Here is a 16,749-nt window from a genome sequence, read left to right on the forward strand (position 1 = left end):
GAATGTATGCATTTTAGACATACAAAATTAATATGTAAAATTGATTATTTTAATTTTATTAATAAATTATTTTTATCAAACTATGAGGTAACCGTGACTTGCCCATGCCCCTCAAGACCACGGTTATCCTGCCAGTTTACCGTAATCACATCACCAATCCGGGCATCCTGTATGTAAAACGTGAAATAAGGATTACGCGAAATCGCGGTGCCTGTCTGTGCATCGACAATCACCTGCCCATTCATCACCACTTGCATCAGTTGCATAAAATGCGCCGGCATTAACTGGCCATCCTCGTTTTTGCTACGACCCGTACGCATGGGATGCACAATAATGATTTTAAGTTCAGTGACATTGCTACCCAGCGGGCTGCTTTCCAGCATGCGCGCACGCATTTTCATGCTGCTGGCAAACGGCTCTTCACGTTCGCTGCTGGCGCAGCCATCTTCCAGCACAATCACCTGGCGCCGTTGCTGCACAAACTGGCCGCTCACCTGCTCTGCCAACGCGATCACCTCCCCCGATTGCGCGAGCTTGACGCGTGTCACAAGCTTGGGCAATACCTGCTTGCCTAACTCAAAACTCGCAATCAAGGGAGTGGGATTGGCATCTGCCAGCAAACGCAAGCTACGCAGTTTGCCCGCCGCCAGCGTACTACTCAGCTCAATTTGCACCACAGCGCCGTTTTCAGCTTTTTGCGGTGCGTCAATACTGAGATCAGTGGTGACAGGCACCGCGGTGGCTTTGAGCGCAGCCAACACTTGTGCCGTTTGCTTGGCCTCAAAGGCAGAAGCAAACCAGGTGGCCGCTTGCACTTTACGGGCGATGATCCACAACGGTAGCGCTGCCAGCAGCACACTGTTTTTTAACCAGCGACGTCTGTCCATCCTGCCCTCCTATCCATTTTTGTCATCCCCCTGCTCCAGCTTGAGCTGCACCCTGAGCGCTTTCAATCTGGCCTCGACTTTGGATTGCAGGTAAAAATCGCCATCCTTGGCCTTGCTGGCAATCTCAAACTGCTCAATCGCCCGCGGCAAGTCATATTTGCGCACATAAGACTCCCCTAGCGCCTGATGCCGCAACATCTGTTTGTCCTGGCCCTGATATGCGGCAGCCAGCCAGTCATACAGTTTTGGGTCCTCAGGGAAGGCCTCCAGCTGTTTCTGGATAAAGCTGACTGCCGGCGCCCACTGATTGCTGCGGATCAATAACTCAGCCTCGCCTTGCGCCAGCGCACGATGTTGCGGATATTGCTGCAAGCCCTGAACAAAACGGTTTTGCGCCTGTGCCACCTGCCCCGACTTGGCCAGGGTCAAGCCTTGCAAAGTCACCAGATAAGGGCTGGAAAGGCCATGCTTAACCAGCCAGTCGACCTCGGCCTGTGCTTTTTGCGGCTGATTGACACGCAGCCAGGCGTAAGCCAGGCCATAGTGTTCAGCCAGCTCATTCTGGTAGCGGCCCTCGTTAATATTGTTCTGAAACTCTTCTACCATTTGCTGGGGCGCGCCTTGAAAGGCCCGGATTTTTGCCCGCATCATAAAAAAGGGCAGACTTTCATTCACCTGCTTATAAGGCAGGTTTTGTACACGGTTGCCTATATCGGCAATCCGCTCGCTGGTCAGCGGGTGGGTACGCAAATAGCTGGGCATATTGCCATCTGAAAAGCGCGTCGCCCGCTGCATGGTGGTAAAAAAGGCCGGCATGGCGCGCACATCAAAGCCTGCATCCTGCAAAATGGTCAAGCCGACCCGATCTGCTTCGCGCTCGTGCTCACGCGTGTAATCCAGCTGCTTTTGTATCCCGGCAGCAGAGGCCGCAGTCATCGCGCCCATGCCCACTTGCGGGTTAGAGCGTGCCACCAGCAAGGCCAGGGCCGTCGCAGCGATATTCTTGAACATATCGTACTTTTGAGAGGCCAGCATTCGCGCCAGGTGATGCTGCGTGACATGGCCGATTTCGTGCCCCAGCACACTGGCCAACTCAGACTCACTGTTGGCCGCAATGAATAAACCGGTATGGACGCCAATGACGCCGCCCGGCATGGCAAAAGCGTTAATCGACTTGTCCTGTACCACAAAAAAATAAAATTTCTGGGCGCGGTCCGGGCTACTCGCCCCCAGCCGCGTCCCCAGTGCCTGCAGGTAATCCGTTACCTCAGCATCATCGAACACATCTTCATCGGTAGCGACTTGCTTTAAAATCTGGTGCGCAATTTTTTCTTCATCACGTAATGACAATACGGTTTGCGAAGCGTCACCCAACTCAGGCAGCTGGTTAGATGAATCGGCAGGCAGGGTGACATCCAGATCACCAGGCTCATAAGGCTTACCAGAAAAAATACCAGTCGCGTTATTCGCCAACAAGGACGCCTCTGGCACGATAAACAGTGTGCACAAACACAACCCGCGCAACAGCCGCGCACAACGTGTACGCAGATTGCCAGATTGAAATGCCATGTGGAGTGGTTTAAAACGCATGTGCCCTGTGCTAAAGACCCAAACTTGTTATGATAGCGACTTCATTGCCCGAGTTCACCCTTTTTCACTAGCGCCAGGTTAAGAATACCCATGTCAACTGCCAACAACGGACTCACCCACTTTAACGCCCAAGGCCAGGCCCATATGGTCGATATCGGTGACAAGGCTCACACCAAACGCATCGCCATCGCTGAAGGCAAGATTGAAATGCAAGCGGCCACCCTGCAAATCATCCTGCAAGGGAACGCTAAAAAAGGCGACGTACTCGGCATCGCCCGTATCGCCGCGATCCAGGCCAGCAAAAAAACCAGCGACCTCATACCGCTCTGCCACCCGCTTAGCCTAAGCCGCGTCGATGTCAGTTTTATGGCGAATGAAACGCAACACAGTATTACTTGCCGAGTGCAATGTGAGACCACCGGGCAAACCGGGGTGGAAATGGAAGCCTTGACTGCTGTACAGGTTGGCCTGCTGACAATTTATGATATGTGTAAGGCGATTGATCGCGGCATGACAATACAAAGTGTTCGCGTACTGGAAAAACATGGTGGGAAGAGTGGGGATTGGGTGGCAAACTAAGCAAATAAACCCTGAGATTAGAAAATACACCCAATGAGAGTCTTAACTTGGAATTGTAACGGTGCCTTTCGTAAGAAGTTCCAGCTAGTTTCAGAATACGATGCAGACATTCTGGTTATTCAAGAGTGTGAAGATCCCCATCAATCCAAGGATAAACATTACCAAGCTTTTGCCGCCAACTTTCTATGGCATGGTAAGACCAAAAATAAAGGTTTGGGAGTATTCGCAAAACATGGCATCTCACTTGAACAGATTAAACTTAACCTTAAACCATTAGAGCTTTTTCTACCTTGCATGGTGGATGGTCACATACCTCTACTTGCTACTTGGACTAAGCAGGCAAACTCTCCAAATTTTGCATATATAGGCCAGCTCTGGAAGTTCTTACAGCAACATAAGGTTTTTTTAAATAACCCTTTCGCGATGCTTGTGGGCGACCTCAATAGCAACAAGCGCTGGGATGAATGGGATAGGTGGTGGAACCATACAGACGTTGTAAGAGAGTTGTCTGAACTCGGTCTGGAAAGCGCCTATCACTCATATTTTGCAGAAGCTCAAGGAGATGAGACAAGACCTACGCTTTACCTGCATCGCAACCACTCAAAGTCGTACCATATTGACTATGGCTTCTTTGGTAACGCGTGGAAGATAGTCACTGTAGAGGTAGGAAGTGCAGACAAATGGCTATCACAAAGCGATCACATGCCGATGCTGTTTGAGATAACATGAAATATCCCACACTAAATTACAAAACCGAGTCCACCACTTGCTGTAGGAAAATTTGCTCATTGGTTTTTTAATTTTCTCGCATCAAGATAATAACGCCGCAATCCGTCGCGCGCATTCTGGCGCCATGGTGACACCATAGCGAAAATGACCGGTATTCAAATACAGATTTTCAATATTTGGATGACGGCCTATGGTCGGGATATTGTGCGGCGTGCCGGGGCGCAAGCCACTCCAGTGTTTGATCACTGATTGCCCTCGCAAGGCAGGCAGAATCGCCTCGGCTTTTTGCAGCATTTCCTGACGCATGCTTTCAGTCACCCCGGTATCAAAACCGACATCTTCCAGACTACTGCCGGCTAGCAAGTGCCCATCGCGGCGTTGCAGCATGTAAAAACCTTCACGGTAAAGAATATGCGGTAGCAGGCCAGGGGACATCTGATACAACAGCATTTGCCCGCGCATGGGTTTGATCTCCAGACTTAGAGCGGTTTGTTTGAGTAGCTCAAAACTCCAGGCGCCGGAGGTGACGACAAAATGGTCGGCCGACAAGGTGTCGCCCGTTGTGGTTTGCCAGGTGTGGATGCTGGAAGCACCTTCTTGCAAAGGCATGAGTTGTGTTTGTTCGCGCAGAGTGACGCCATGCTTGATCAACCAGGCTTTGAGCGATTGTAGCAGGCGCGGGTTACGGATTTGCACCACTTCAGGAATCAGCAGGTTATCTCCTTGCAACTCTGCTTGCAGTCCATAGCGCTGGCACCAGTCGAGGGCTGCTTGCTGGTCAAACGGCGGCTGGATCAGCATGCCGCTACGCGTGCATTCGGTGTCTATACCGGTTTCGGCAAAGAGCTCTGCACTGACGGCTGGATAGGCGCGCGCACCAGCCAGCGCCAGCTCGTTGACAATCTCCTGATAAAACCATGGCAACAGCGGAAAAGCGATGCCCGCCCCAGCCCACGAAGACTCCCCTGACGTTTGCGCAGCGACGATATTGCGCTCAACCAGCGTGACGGTGTGCCCTTGTTTCTTTAACTGCATGGCAGTGAGGCAGCCTACGATGCCACCGCCGACCACGACCACTGAAGTGTTTGCCATAAGACCCGGTATTTAAAATGAAAAAGCCTGAGGCCCCGAGCTGCAACAGTCAGGGCCTCAGGCCTCTATTGTCTTACGGTTTACGGCCAGAAATCAAATAGACTTCCATGGCGATCAGGGCGGCATTGCTACCGAGCAGGACCAGAATATCGCCTTCGTTGAGAATAATATCCGGTCTGGGTGCAATCGGTTCTGGCATATTGGTACGCCTGAGCTGTTTGACCTCGACCGCAAAATCCTCAAACGGGATATGGTCCAGGCGCAAACCATGCGCATAAAAGTTTTTATACATCTCTACCGAATGCAGTTGTGGCAGAGCGGCGGTGGTCGTATCCGCATCACTCACGCCGCGGAAGTAACCTTTGAACATTTTGTAACGCTCTTCGCGGAACAGACGGATACGTTTGACCACGCGGTTAAGCGGAATCCCCAGCGTGACCAGTGCATGCGAGGCCAGCATGAGGCTACCCTCCAAAATTTCCGGCACCACTTCTGCCGCCCCGGCATCTCGCAGCAAATCCATTTCACTGTCATCATGGGTGCGCACAATCACGGGCAGGGTTGGATATTTCTCCTGGATCACATGCAGAACCTTCATGGTGCCACGCGTTTCGGCATAGCTGACAATCACCGCTTTGGCCCTGGCCAGCCCGGCCGCCTCAAGCACTGAGCGACGGCCTGCATCGCCGTAAATCACATTTTCACCGGCGGCGGCGGCTTCCTGAACGCGGCTGGCATCCATATCCAGGGCCACATAGGGGATATTTTCTTCGCGCAAAAAGCGGCCCAGATACTGACCACTGCGGCCATAGCCGCAGATGATGACATGGTCGCGCAAATCGAGGCTGTGCTCCTGAATAGTCTCCACCACCTTGTAGCTATTTCGCGTATAACTCTTGACCAGTTTGCGCGCAATCCTGCCGTTATATTGAATAATGAATGGCGCCACCAGCATGGAAAGCACGGCCACGGACAGCACCAGCTGTAGGGACTCGCCGTCGATCAAATGCGTTTGCAAGCCCAGGGCCAGCACCACAAAACTGAACTCCCCCGCCTGGCCAAGAATAATGCCGGTACGGACACCCACGCCCATCTCAAAGCCATACAACTTGGTTAAAAAGGCAATCAGGCCAATCTTGAACACCAGGAACAGGGCTAACAGGAAAACAATCAATACAATATGATTGATCAATACGGAAACGTCGAGCAGCATGCCGACGCTGATAAAAAACAGACCCAGCAAGATATCGCGGAAAGGCGCAATATCTGATTCGACCTGATAACGGTATTTGGTCTCAGAAATCAGCATCCCGGCCACAAAGGCCCCCAGCGCAAAGGACAAGCCGACATAGTTGGTGGCTGCCGCCATCAGCAGGGTCACCATCAGCACATTGAGCACAAACAACTCGCGTGAGCGCTGTTTGGCCACCAGCTCAAACCAGAAGTTAAGGATGTTTTTCCCGAACTTGAACAGTAAAAACAGCAGTACAGACGACTTGAACAGCGTCAGCCCCAACACATCCAGCCAATTGTCGCTATGCGAGCCTAGCGTCTGGATCAACACCAGAATCGGAATCACGGCCAGATCCTGGAAAAGCAGCACGCCGATACTGAGACGACCATGTCTGGAGTTAAGGTCTACACGCTCCATCAGAATTTTGGACACAATCGCGGTCGAGGACATGGTGATGGCCGCACCAATGATAAAAGCAGAAGTCAGGCTGAGCCCGGCCACTTTGCCCAGCACCAGACTGGCCAGCAAGGTCAGCACGACCTGTCCGCCCCCTAGCCCGAACAGCGTTTTTCGCATGGCATACAGCTTAGGCAGACTAAACTCGAGACCGATGCTAAACATCAAAAACACGATACCAAACTCGGCCACCTGGCGACCGGACTCTTCATCCTCCAGCAAGCCCAGGGCGTGCGGGCCCAGCACGATGCCGATGACAAAATAGGCCAGCATGGCAGGCAAGCCGAGGATGCGGAACAAGCCCACGGCGAAGACCGAGCTGGTCAGCAGTAATAAAAGATGTATCAGGGAATCAAACATGCAAAGCTCTAACGCATTTATACCAAGCCGGTCAAACAGGGGTTTGATCGCCATCAGCCAGCGCTGAAGGGTCAAGGTCTATTATGAAACGCAATTGTTTCAGGATGATGCATCGTGCCACAAAACTTTGTTTTATGCAAAAAATGTGCCTGAGAATAAAAAAACCGTAAAAAAAGGGTGTTTTACTTTATTGTCAGGCAACTCGCTTGTTATACTTACCCGCCATGATGACAGCAAATTCCGGCATCCATCTTGTTAAAACACCCGATATCGTGTCGCGCGCACGAGGGGTGTTGTTGCACGAAGCCGATGAAATCAGGCATCTGGCAGACCGCATTGGCTCGGCTTTTGAGGCTGCCGTGCATATGATTCTGGCCTGCAAGGGCCGGGTGGTGGTCACGGGCATGGGCAAATCCGGCCATATCGGCGGCAAAATTGCGGCCACCTTGGCCAGTACCGGCACACCGGCGTTTTTCATGCACCCGGCCGAGGCCAGCCACGGCGACTTGGGCATGATTACGGCAGAAGATGTGGTGATCGCGCTGTCCAACTCTGGCGAGAGTGATGAAATTATTAATATTTTGCCGGCGATCCGCCGCATCGGTGCTCGGGTGTTGAGCATCACGGGCAGCGAAGACTCCACCTTGTCACGTGAGTCGGAAGTGCATTTGAGTGCTGCCGTGAGCCATGAGGCTTGCCCACTCGGCTTGGCTCCCACAGCCAGCACGACAGCGGCCTTGGCCCTTGGCGATGCTTTAGCACTCTGCGTGCTCGATTTGCGTGAGTTCACTGCCGAAGACTTCGCCCGTTCGCACCCCGGTGGCAGCTTGGGCAGACGGCTACTGGTGCGCATCAAGGATGTCATGCGCACCGGCGCGGCCGTGCCCCAAATCGATCAACACGCCTCCATTCAGGAAGCCATCACGCAAATTTCACTCAAGGGCATGGGCTTCACGGCTATTGTGGACCACGCGCAACGCCCAATAGGCATTTTTACCGATGGCGATTTGCGCCGCTTGTTTATGCAGGGCAAGAACAATCCACAGGCATCCATTGATACCGTGATGAACAAACAGCCGTATTTGCTGGAGACGAATCAGATGGCGGTTGAAGCAGTTAACATGATGGAGCAGCACAAAATAAATGGCTTTTTGGCAGTAGATGCCCAAGGGCAGTTGGTAGGGGCATTCAATATGCATGACTTATTGAAAGCCAAAGTCGTTTAGCTTAAACAGGCATTAGAATTCAGGCATGCTTAAACACCCCATTTTGTTGCCGATTGCGTTAATGCTGTTGCTGGCGCTGCTGACATTCTGGATTAACCAGAATGTACAAGAGCAAGCACTCAAAATGAACATACTTAATCGCCAAGCGCCGGACTACATGTTGTACAACTTTGTGAGTACCCGCACGGATGCGTCCGGTAATACCAAATATGTGCTGGCGGCCGCAAAAATGCGCCACTTTCCTGCCAATGACTATACAGAATTGCAGCGGCCACGCTTTACCCAGTTTGGCCTGAACAAGCCTTACACGCAAATTTATGGTCAGCAAGGACGTGTTTCCGCCAATGGTAAACTGGTGGAGTTTAGCAAACAGGTCAAGGTGATCCGCCAAGCCTCTGCCACCAAGCCAGAAACACAAATGCAAACCGAGCGGCTTTGGCTGGAGCCGGACACCGAGGTGGCACACACAGACCAGCCGGTGGTCATCCGCCAAAAACCGGCGACAGTGATTACAGGCACGGGCATGCGTTTTGATAACCGGGCTGATACCATGCAATTGTTTAACCGGGTGCATGTGCATTATGAGCGTCCACCCGTCGCCAGCAATTTGGCAAGCCCGGCCCAGGCGTCAAACACAGAACGCCAATGACCGTTGATTATGGAGAAATGAGTTGAACACGCACAAGCCCTTATTTTTAGCGATCTGCATGAGCGTATGGGCGCTATTGTCCATGCCGCTGAGTGTGCTGGCCGAAGAATCTGACCGAGATCAACCGATAGAGCTTGAAGCGGATACCGTGACCGTGAACGATGCTAAAAAAATCAGTATCTACACGGGCAACGTGATTCTTAATCAGGGCACTTTGCAAATCAAGGCGGACAAAATGATCGTACGCGAGGATCAGGACGGCTTTCAACATAGCACCTGTACCGGCAACCCCACCACGTTCAAACAAAAACGTACCGGTAAAGACGAGTGGATGCAAGGCAGTGGTCAACGTATCGAATACAACGCCCGCATGGATAAAGTGCAACTGTATACCAATGCCTGGGTTAAACGTGGTGAAGACATCGTGACCGGGGACTACATCAGCTACGACGCCAACGCCGAGTATGCCGAGGTGATTGGCGGCACCAAAGCCAACCCGAACGGAACGGCTGGCAGCCGCGTCAAGGCCACCATACAGCCTAAAAATAAAACCACACCGCCTGTCATTGACAACAAGCCAACCTCTCAACAGGGATTACGGATGAATCGCTCCTTGCAACTCAAGGTCGAACCTGCCCCTGCCGAAAACACTGGTGAGCAAGGCAAAGAGTAAGCTTAAAGATGGAAACCATGGCAGCAGATCAGAACCATTTGCAGGTTAACCGCCTGAAAAAAACCTATCAGGGCCGTACCGTCGTCAAAAACACGACGCTTGAGTTACGCAGTGGCGAAGTGATCGGCTTGCTGGGTCCCAACGGGGCAGGCAAAACCACCAGCTTTTACATGATTGTAGGGTTGGTTGCGCTGGATGAAGGCAACATTACGCTGAATGGCGCCGACGTGAGCCGCGCGCCCATGCATGAGCGCGCGCGCATGGGCCTGGCTTATCTGCCCCAAGAAGCATCCATTTTCCGCAAGCTCAGCGTAACCGACAACATCCTCGCCATTCTTGAAACCCGTCCCTATACGGAAGAGCAGCGTGAGGCAAGGCTTGAGTCCTTGCTGGATCAATTGCATATCCAGCACATCCGCAACAGTCAGGCCGTCAGCTTGTCTGGTGGCGAACGTCGACGCGTTGAAATTGCGCGCTGCCTGGCCACTGACCCTAAATTTATTTTGCTGGATGAACCGTTCGCCGGGATTGATCCGATTGCCGTGATCGAAATCCAGAAAATCATCCGCTACCTGAGCAGTCAGAATATTGGTATTTTAATCACCGACCACAATGTGCGCGAAACGCTGGACATCTGTGACCGCGCTTATATTGTCAATGAAGGCGCTGTGTTTGCAGCAGGCACGCCCGATGAAATCATTCAGAACGAAGGTGTGCGTGAAGTGTATCTGGGCAAGAATTTTAGGCTGTAATCCGTCATGAAACAGAACCTGCAATTACGTATTTCGCAAAATCTGGCGCTGACGCCGCAGCTGCAGCAATCGATCCGTTTGCTGCAACTTTCCACGCTGGAACTGAACCAGGAACTAGAAACCATCCTGCAGGAAAACCCGTTACTGGAAATGTCAGACGGTGAAGAAGGCGAGTTTGAAGATAACACACCGCCTCCCCCCACTGTAGAAGCTGAGCCGACAGATGCCAGCTCGTTTGACATGGCAACGCAGCAAGAGATCACCGCACCGGCAGAAAGTCTGCGTGAAGACTTGCACGATGAGTTGGGCGGGAGCGAGAGCGACCTGCCCAATTTAAACGAGGAATTCACGCCGCCAGAGTTTGAAGATGATTATGAAGAGTTTGGCAGCACCAGCAACTGGGACGAAGCCGGACGCAATCATCAGGAAGACGAAGACAGTGACTTTTCCAGACAGGAAACCACCAGCATCAGTTTGCGCGAGCATCTGATTGACCAGATACAACTGGCACATTTGTCGCAACGTGACATGAGCCTGGTCAAACTGCTACTGGATAGCATCACTGATGATGGCTATCTGGAGCAAGATCTGCAGGAGATTGTGGAGCACTTGCCACTCGAACTTGAGGTCGAGCTGCTGGAACTGGAAACCGCCCTCAAGCTGATCCAGAATCTGGACCCTGTAGGCGTAGGTGCGCGCGATTTACGCGAGTGCCTGCTCTTGCAACTGACGCGTTTGCCGCAAGAAACGCCACACTTGCAAACCGCCATTGCCATTGCCAAAGACCACCTGGCGCTGCTTGCCAACAAAGACTTTGTCAAACTGCGCAAGGTGCTTGGTTGCGATGAAGCGGTACTCAAGGCGGCGCAGCACCTGATCCGCCAGCAAAACCCCAGACCCGGCAGCGAGTTTTCCAGCTTTAGTCACGATCACTTTATCCAGCACGATGTGGTGGTTAAAAAAATCAAGGGCATTTGGGTCGCCTCCTTAAATGATGGCGTGATCCCCAAACTGCGCATCAACCAGATGTATGCGGACATCCTCAAGCGCAACCGCGAGAGTTCAGGCCAATACCTGCAAAGCCAGATGCAGGAAGCCAAATGGATGATCAAGAATATCCAGCAGCGTTTCTCGACCATTTTGCGCGTGTCGCAAGCCATTGTAGACCGCCAACGCAACTTCTTTGAGCATGGTGAAATAGCCATGCGCCCACTGGTACTGCGTGAAATCGCCGAAGAACTCGACTTGCATGAAAGCACAGTTTCACGTGTCACCACGCATAAGTATATGCTCACACCGCGTGGCGTCTATGAACTCAAATACTTCTTTGGCAGCTCGGTAGCCACAGACGCAGGCGGCTCCTGCTCTGCCACCGCCATCCGAGCCTTGATCAAGCAAATGGTGGCCGAAGAAAACCCGAAAAAGCCTTTGTCGGACAACCAGATCACCGACACACTGGCACAACAAGGCATCGTCGTTGCCCGCCGTACCATAGCCAAATATCGCGAGTCCCTGAATATTCCGCCCGCGAACTTGCGCAAAACGCTCTAAACAAAAAAGGCCGCAGATGCGGCCTTTTTTGTTTCTCAGCTCCGATCACCTGATTGTGATCTTGGCAAATTTACGTTTACCCACCTGTGCGATCACTGTCACACCTTTAGTCAAAGGCAGATTCTTATCATCCACCTTGACGCTGTCGAGCTTGACGCCGCCTTGCTGCACTGCGCGCATGGCTTCACTGGTGCTTTCAACCAGGCCCGCCTGTTTTAACAATTGGCTAATGCCGATGCTGTCGCCTTCAATGGTCACTTCAACTTCGGGCACGTCATCCGGGATGCCGCCTTTGGCACGGGTCTGGAAGTCCTGCAAGGCTTTTTCAGCCGCGGCTTGACCATGGAAACGCGCCACAATTTCTTGGGCAAAGCCGACCTTGATATTGCGGGGGTTTGCGCCACTGGCGACTTGCGCCTTCCATTCGGCAATGGTTTCCAGCGTCGCAAAAGACAGCAAATCAATATAGCGCCACATCAGTTCATCTGAAATCGACATGATCTTGGCAAAAATAGTCTCTGGCGCCTCGCTAATGCCAATGTAGTTACCGAGTGATTTGGACATTTTATTGACGCCATCCAGCCCTTCCAGCAGCGGCATCATCAGCACACATTGCTGCGACTGGCCGGCCTGCTTTTGCAACTCACGCCCCATGAGCAGGTTAAACTTCTGGTCGGTACCACCGAGCTCAAGATCCGCTTGCAGGGCGACCGAATCATATCCTTGCAGTAACGGGTACAGAAACTCGTGAATCGCAATCGGTTGATTACCCTTGAAGCGTTTGGAGAAGTCATCCCGCTCCAGCATGCGGGCCACGGTATTGCTGGCAGCCAGCTTGATCATCCCCGCCGCACCGAGTTCACTTAACCAGTTGGAGTTAAAAACAATCTCGGTTTTGGTGGGATCCAGTATTTTGAAGACTTGTGCGGCATAGGTATCGGCGTTGGCCTTGACCTGCTCCACGGTTAAGGGTGGACGGGTGGCGCTTTTGCCCGTTGGGTCACCAATCATGCCGGTAAAGTCACCGATCAGGAATAAAATCTGATGGCCCAGGTCCTGCAACTGGCGCAATTTATTAATGAGGACGGTATGACCCAGGTGCAAGTCGGGCGCGGTAGGGTCAAAGCCTGCTTTCACACGTAACGGCTTGCCTGTTTTCAGTTTCTCGACCAGCTCCTGCTCGATCAGTAACTCATCTGCACCACGCTTGATAATGGCCAACGCCTTGGCAATTTCTGGGCTCAATGCTGGCACTTCAGATGAGGGTTGTTTGGTATCGGTCATGCGGGTATCCGTCAAATACAACGATGCGCACTGATGGCACCGTCTCAAATAAGTAAAACAGCTATTTTAACGTAATCCCATGCATTTCTGTAAGCGCGGCTGGAGCAGTGTTAAAATGACACCCATGCAAGTTTCTGCCGATCGCTCCCAGCCACGTTTGTTTATTGGACTGATGTCCGGTACCAGCCTGGACGGGGTGGATGCCGTGCTCACCTCGCAACGGGGCGAGCAACTGACACAAACGGCCACCTATTTTCTGCCCTACCCTGACGCGCTTAAACAGCGTCTACTGGCCTTGCACACGCCCGCCAATAACGAGTTACACGAGGCCGCAGTGGTTGCTAACCAGCTCGCAGAACTCTACGCGCAAGCCGTCAAGCAACTGCTTAAGCTCGCCGACATCCGTGCCGAGGCCGTGACAGCCATCGGTTGCCATGGCCAGACCATCCGGCACTGTCCGACACTGGCAGAGGGCATGGCATACACCATACAATTGGGCAACCATGCCCGCTTGGCAGAATTAACAGGGATCACGGTCATTGGCGACTTCAGAAGTCGCGATATTGCCGCTGGCGGCCAAGGTGCACCGTTAGTGCCGGCCTTTCACCAGGCGGTGTTTACGAGTGCAGACAGGCATCGCGTCATCATTAATATCGGCGGCATTGCCAACTTGAGTGATCTACCAGCACGCGGACAAGTCACAGGCTTTGACTCGGGACCCGGCAACCTGCTCATGGATGCCTGGACCCAGCAACACACAGGCCAACCCTATGATGCGGGCGGGCACTGGGCAGCTGGCGGGAAAACTTATCCAGACTTGCTCAATGCCATGTTGGCCGATCCTTATTTTGCACTGGCCGCACCTAAAAGTACGGGACGCGACCTGTTTAACGACACCTGGTTAATGCAACTGCTGCATCAGTACCCCGACAGTGCACAAAATGTGGCGCGTACTTTGCTTGAGTTAACAGCAGTGAGCATCACCGATGCGCTGACGCGATTCTGCCCAGGGGCTCAGGAAGTCTACGTCTGTGGGGGTGGTGCGCATAATCTGGCCTTGCTGAATAGACTGCAGGCGCTGTCTGGCCAGTCCATACAACTGACGGATCAATTGGGCGTTGGCGTGGACTGGGTGGAAGCGGTCGCCTTTGCCTGGCTGGCGCAACGCTGTGTAGATCATTTGCCGGGCAATTTGGCCGCAGTCACCGGCGCGGCGGGGCCTCGCATTCTGGGTGCCGTTTACCCCAACTAAGCCCCCGGCAACGACGCGTAGCAATGATTCCCAAAAGCAGTGCAAACGCACCAGTGACTTGATTACATCTGGTGCAGGCTTTTGATTGTTTTTTTAACTTTTCCGCGACAGTCACCGCACAAGCGGTGATAAAACAAAACGATTGCGTATAATTTAACCAACTTGATTAAAGACTGAGTACGTTATGGCTACCAAGGCGACCATTACATTTGACAACGATAGTAGCGCAATTGAGCTACCGGTACTAAAAGGCTCACTGGGCACGGATGTGATTGATATCCGCAGCCTGGGCAAACATGGTTATTTCACGTTTGATCCTGGCTTCATGTCTACCGCATCGTGTACGTCTGGCATTACCTTTATTGATGGTGAAAAAGGGTTGCTTTACTACCGTGGCTATCCGATTGAGCAACTGGCCGAGAACTGTGACTTCCTTGAGGTCTCGCACCTGTTGCTGCACGGCGAACTGCCGGATAACAATCAACGTGAGGAATTCGTGAGCACCATCAGCGAACACACCATGTTGCACGACCAGATGAGCAATGTATTTCGTGGGTTCCGCCGCGATGCGCACCCGATGGCGGTCATGATCGCGGTCGTAGGCGCCATGGCGGCTTTCTATCCAGACAACAACAATGTGTCCGACCCGGAATCACGTAAAGTGGCTGCCATGCGCCTGCTGGCCAAAGTTCCCACCATTGCCGCCTGGAGCTATAAGTACAACATCGGCCAGCCATTCATGTATCCCAAAAACAAATTGGGCTACGCCGAAAACTTTATGCACATGATGTTCGCCACGCCCTGTGAAGATTATGTGCCTAATCCGATTCTGGCCCGTGCATTTGAACGCATCCTGATTCTGCACGCAGATCACGAGCAAAATGCTTCTACCTCTACCGTGCGTCTGGTCGGCTCCAGCGGCGCCAACCCGTTTGCCTGCATCGCAGCCGGCATCGCCTCGCTATGGGGCCCCTCACACGGTGGTGCCAACGAAGCCACGCTTAACATGCTGGAAGAAATCGGCGACGTCAGCCGCATCGGCGAATTTATCAAACGCGCCAAAGACAAAACCGACAGCTTCCGCCTGATGGGCTTTGGTCACCGCGTTTATCGCAACATGGACCCGCGCGCTTCTATCATGCGCAAAACCTGCCATGAAGTGCTCAATGAACTGGGCCTGCACGATGACCCGATGTTCAAACTGGCGATGGAACTGGAAAAAATTGCGCTTGAGGACGAATACTTCGTTTCGCGCAAACTCTATCCAAACGTGGACTTCTACAGTGGCATCGTCATGCGCGCCATGGGCATCCCCAATTCGATGTTTACGGCGATTTTTGCCCTGGCCCGCACTGCAGGCTGGATTTCACAATGGTGTGAGATGAACGCCGACCCCGAACAGAAAATTGGCCGTCCTCGGCAATTGTATGTGGGGTCTGAGCGTCGGGAATTCGTGCCTTTGCATCAGCGTTAGTTTCGCGATGCAAATAGTGAAGAAATAAAAAAACGCCAGACATCATCTGGCGTTTTTTTATTTTGAGTTACGCTAGTTTTTAAACCGAGAATGAACTACCACATCCACAAGTGGTGGTCGCATTCGGGTTACGAATGACAAATTGCGAGCCTTGCAGGCTATCGGTATAGTCGATTTCTGCGCCCATGAGATACTGCAGGCTCATCGGGTCAATCAACAAGGTCACGCCGTCCTTGTCCACTTGGGTATCGTCGTCGTTCACTTCTTCTTCAAAGGTGAAGCCATACTGAAAGCCGGAACAACCACCACCGCTCACAAACACACGCAGTTTCAGCTCTGGCGTACCTTCTTCATCAATCAGCTCTTTGACCTTTTTGGCAGCATTATCGGTAAATACCAAAGGACTAGGCATTTCAAGGGTGGCTTCTGTGGTCATCATAGACTCCTGTAAAATTCGTATTCAGTATATGGCGGTATTCCGCCGGATTTCAAGTGGCTGCGTTTAAGTGGCTTCTGTCGTTGATGTTTCTGTGGGGCTTGCTTCCGACTGCTCACCCAGATAAATCAGTTTTCCTTCAATCACTGCACCGGTGTGCATTTCGAGCGATTTGTAATACAGGTCGCCGATAATACGCGCCTTGCTTTGCAACTCGATAAAGACGGAAGACCGCACCGGCCCGCGTATCATGCCGTTCAGTACAATTTTGGAAGCCTCTACACTGCCGGTCACCGCCCCGTTTTCACTGATAATCAGTGTACTGGGATGGGTTTGCTTTTCAATCACATTACCAACGATCAAGCCATCTACTCTTAAGCCACCTGCAAACTGCATATTGCCATTTAACTGCGTTTCATGCCCGATCAGGGTATCAATGTGACTGTCAATTTGAACACTTTTCTTGAAAAACATGCGACTTCCTGTTCCGAATTTACTTAAATGGCAATCCTGATTGCGTCAGCG

The 16,749-nt window shown here is 52.3% G+C and carries 16 protein-coding genes; 9 read left to right on the plus strand and 7 right to left on the minus strand.

Annotated features, from left to right (window positions below; all coding sequences use genetic code 11):
- Positions 1-80: 80 nt before the first annotated feature.
- Together soxZ and ACT53C_RS06475 are read right to left on the minus strand one after the other, a co-directional pair.
- On the minus strand, positions 81-887 hold the full coding sequence (gene soxZ / locus ACT53C_RS06470) for a thiosulfate oxidation carrier complex protein SoxZ (RefSeq protein WP_476145318.1): 807 nt from the start codon (positions 885-887) through the stop codon (positions 81-83).
- A 9-nt stretch (positions 888-896) separates the two neighbouring features.
- Positions 897-2,456, minus strand: coding sequence for a beta-barrel assembly-enhancing protease (locus ACT53C_RS06475; RefSeq protein ID WP_476145319.1), 1,560 nt, complete (start codon positions 2,454-2,456; stop codon positions 897-899).
- 111 nt (positions 2,457-2,567) lie between these two features.
- On the opposite strand from ACT53C_RS06475, the gene moaC reads away from it, so the two are divergent.
- Complete coding sequence (moaC, locus tag ACT53C_RS06480; protein ID WP_476145320.1) at positions 2,568-3,056, plus strand: cyclic pyranopterin monophosphate synthase MoaC; 489 nt, start codon at positions 2,568-2,570, stop codon at positions 3,054-3,056.
- Positions 3,057-3,089: 33 nt separating this feature from the next.
- Positions 3,090-3,785 carry an endonuclease/exonuclease/phosphatase family protein gene (locus tag ACT53C_RS06485; protein WP_476145321.1) on the plus strand — a complete coding sequence of 232 codons (696 nt, stop codon included), beginning with the start codon at positions 3,090-3,092 and terminating at the stop codon, positions 3,783-3,785.
- 81 nt (positions 3,786-3,866) lie between these two features.
- Here ACT53C_RS06485 and ACT53C_RS06490 read toward each other — a convergent pair whose 3' ends face one another.
- Positions 3,867-4,877, minus strand: a complete 1,011-nt coding sequence (locus tag ACT53C_RS06490; RefSeq protein WP_476145322.1) for an NAD(P)/FAD-dependent oxidoreductase — start codon at positions 4,875-4,877, stop codon at positions 3,867-3,869.
- A 73-nt stretch (positions 4,878-4,950) separates the two neighbouring features.
- Entirely contained in the window at positions 4,951-6,927 is a 1,977-nt protein-coding gene (locus ACT53C_RS06495; protein WP_194749709.1) for a cation:proton antiporter, read from the minus strand.
- 224 nt (positions 6,928-7,151) lie between these two features.
- On the opposite strand from ACT53C_RS06495, the gene ACT53C_RS06500 reads away from it, so the two are divergent.
- Genes ACT53C_RS06500 through ACT53C_RS06520 form a run of 5 tightly spaced genes read left to right on the plus strand, consistent with a single transcriptional unit; the run spans position 7,152 to position 11,778 of the window.
- Positions 7,152-8,153 carry a KpsF/GutQ family sugar-phosphate isomerase gene (locus ACT53C_RS06500; protein ID WP_275356795.1) on the plus strand — a complete coding sequence of 334 codons (1,002 nt, stop codon included), beginning with the start codon at positions 7,152-7,154 and terminating at the stop codon, positions 8,151-8,153.
- A gap of 25 nt (positions 8,154-8,178) precedes the next feature.
- Positions 8,179-8,802, plus strand: a complete 624-nt coding sequence (gene lptC / locus ACT53C_RS06505) for an LPS export ABC transporter periplasmic protein LptC (protein ID WP_194749711.1) — start codon at positions 8,179-8,181, stop codon at positions 8,800-8,802.
- Positions 8,803-8,860: 58 nt separating this feature from the next.
- The gene (gene lptA / locus ACT53C_RS06510) at positions 8,861-9,475 is read left to right on the plus strand and encodes a lipopolysaccharide transport periplasmic protein LptA (RefSeq protein ID WP_275356461.1); all 615 of its coding nucleotides are present in this window, start codon (positions 8,861-8,863) and stop codon (positions 9,473-9,475) included.
- Positions 9,476-9,483: 8 nt separating this feature from the next.
- On the plus strand, positions 9,484-10,227 hold the full coding sequence (gene lptB / locus ACT53C_RS06515; protein ID WP_194749713.1) for an LPS export ABC transporter ATP-binding protein: 744 nt from the start codon (positions 9,484-9,486) through the stop codon (positions 10,225-10,227).
- Positions 10,228-10,233: 6 nt separating this feature from the next.
- Positions 10,234-11,778, plus strand: coding sequence for an RNA polymerase factor sigma-54 (locus ACT53C_RS06520; RefSeq protein WP_275356460.1), 1,545 nt, complete (start codon positions 10,234-10,236; stop codon positions 11,776-11,778).
- Between the two features lie 45 nt (positions 11,779-11,823).
- On the opposite strand, the gene tyrS is transcribed toward ACT53C_RS06520, so the two are convergent.
- A complete protein-coding gene (gene tyrS, locus ACT53C_RS06525) occupies positions 11,824-13,062 on the minus strand; it encodes a tyrosine--tRNA ligase (RefSeq protein ID WP_476145323.1) in 1,239 nt (412 codons plus the stop codon).
- A gap of 124 nt (positions 13,063-13,186) precedes the next feature.
- Here tyrS and ACT53C_RS06530 point away from each other — a divergent pair, with 124 nt between their 5' ends.
- Entirely contained in the window at positions 13,187-14,314 is a 1,128-nt protein-coding gene (locus ACT53C_RS06530) for an anhydro-N-acetylmuramic acid kinase (protein ID WP_476145367.1), read from the plus strand.
- Positions 14,315-14,498: 184 nt separating this feature from the next.
- Positions 14,499-15,788 (plus strand): citrate synthase, encoded by a 1,290-nt coding sequence (gene gltA / locus ACT53C_RS06535; RefSeq protein ID WP_275356458.1) that lies wholly within the window; start codon positions 14,499-14,501, stop codon positions 15,786-15,788.
- Between the two features lie 79 nt (positions 15,789-15,867).
- Here gltA and erpA read toward each other — a convergent pair whose 3' ends face one another.
- Together erpA and ACT53C_RS06545 are read right to left on the minus strand one after the other, a co-directional pair.
- Positions 15,868-16,224, minus strand: coding sequence for an iron-sulfur cluster insertion protein ErpA (gene erpA, locus ACT53C_RS06540; protein WP_194749778.1), 357 nt, complete (start codon positions 16,222-16,224; stop codon positions 15,868-15,870).
- Positions 16,225-16,290: 66 nt separating this feature from the next.
- A complete protein-coding gene (locus ACT53C_RS06545; protein WP_476145324.1) occupies positions 16,291-16,698 on the minus strand; it encodes a bactofilin family protein in 408 nt (135 codons plus the stop codon).
- Positions 16,699-16,749: the final 51 nt, after the last annotated feature.

The organism is Methylophilus sp. DMC14 (genome assembly GCF_056314085.1).

What these genes read in the sequence shown, in the direction of transcription:
- moaC (WP_476145320.1), top strand. Translation starts at nt 2,568, where the DNA reads ATGTCAACTGCCAACAACGGACTCACCCACTTTAACGCCCAAGGCCAG.
- ACT53C_RS06485 (WP_476145321.1), top strand. Translation starts at nt 3,090, where the DNA reads ATGAGAGTCTTAACTTGGAATTGTAACGGTGCCTTTCGTAAGAAGTTC.
- ACT53C_RS06545 (WP_476145324.1), bottom strand. Translation starts at nt 16,698, where the DNA reads ATGTTTTTCAAGAAAAGTGTTCAAATTGACAGTCACATTGATACCCTG.
- gltA (WP_275356458.1), top strand. Translation starts at nt 14,499, where the DNA reads ATGGCTACCAAGGCGACCATTACATTTGACAACGATAGTAGCGCAATT.
- lptA (WP_275356461.1), top strand. Translation starts at nt 8,861, where the DNA reads ATGAGCGTATGGGCGCTATTGTCCATGCCGCTGAGTGTGCTGGCCGAA.
- soxZ (WP_476145318.1), bottom strand. Translation starts at nt 887, where the DNA reads ATGGACAGACGTCGCTGGTTAAAAAACAGTGTGCTGCTGGCAGCGCTA.
- lptC (WP_194749711.1), top strand. Translation starts at nt 8,179, where the DNA reads ATGCTTAAACACCCCATTTTGTTGCCGATTGCGTTAATGCTGTTGCTG.
- lptB (WP_194749713.1), top strand. Translation starts at nt 9,484, where the DNA reads ATGGAAACCATGGCAGCAGATCAGAACCATTTGCAGGTTAACCGCCTG.
- ACT53C_RS06495 (WP_194749709.1), bottom strand. Translation starts at nt 6,927, where the DNA reads ATGTTTGATTCCCTGATACATCTTTTATTACTGCTGACCAGCTCGGTC.
- ACT53C_RS06520 (WP_275356460.1), top strand. Translation starts at nt 10,234, where the DNA reads ATGAAACAGAACCTGCAATTACGTATTTCGCAAAATCTGGCGCTGACG.
- ACT53C_RS06530 (WP_476145367.1), top strand. Translation starts at nt 13,187, where the DNA reads ATGCAAGTTTCTGCCGATCGCTCCCAGCCACGTTTGTTTATTGGACTG.
- erpA (WP_194749778.1), bottom strand. Translation starts at nt 16,224, where the DNA reads ATGACCACAGAAGCCACCCTTGAAATGCCTAGTCCTTTGGTATTTACC.
- ACT53C_RS06500 (WP_275356795.1), top strand. Translation starts at nt 7,152, where the DNA reads ATGATGACAGCAAATTCCGGCATCCATCTTGTTAAAACACCCGATATC.
- ACT53C_RS06490 (WP_476145322.1), bottom strand. Translation starts at nt 4,877, where the DNA reads ATGGCAAACACTTCAGTGGTCGTGGTCGGCGGTGGCATCGTAGGCTGC.
- ACT53C_RS06475 (WP_476145319.1), bottom strand. Translation starts at nt 2,456, where the DNA reads ATGGCATTTCAATCTGGCAATCTGCGTACACGTTGTGCGCGGCTGTTG.
- tyrS (WP_476145323.1), bottom strand. Translation starts at nt 13,062, where the DNA reads ATGACCGATACCAAACAACCCTCATCTGAAGTGCCAGCATTGAGCCCA.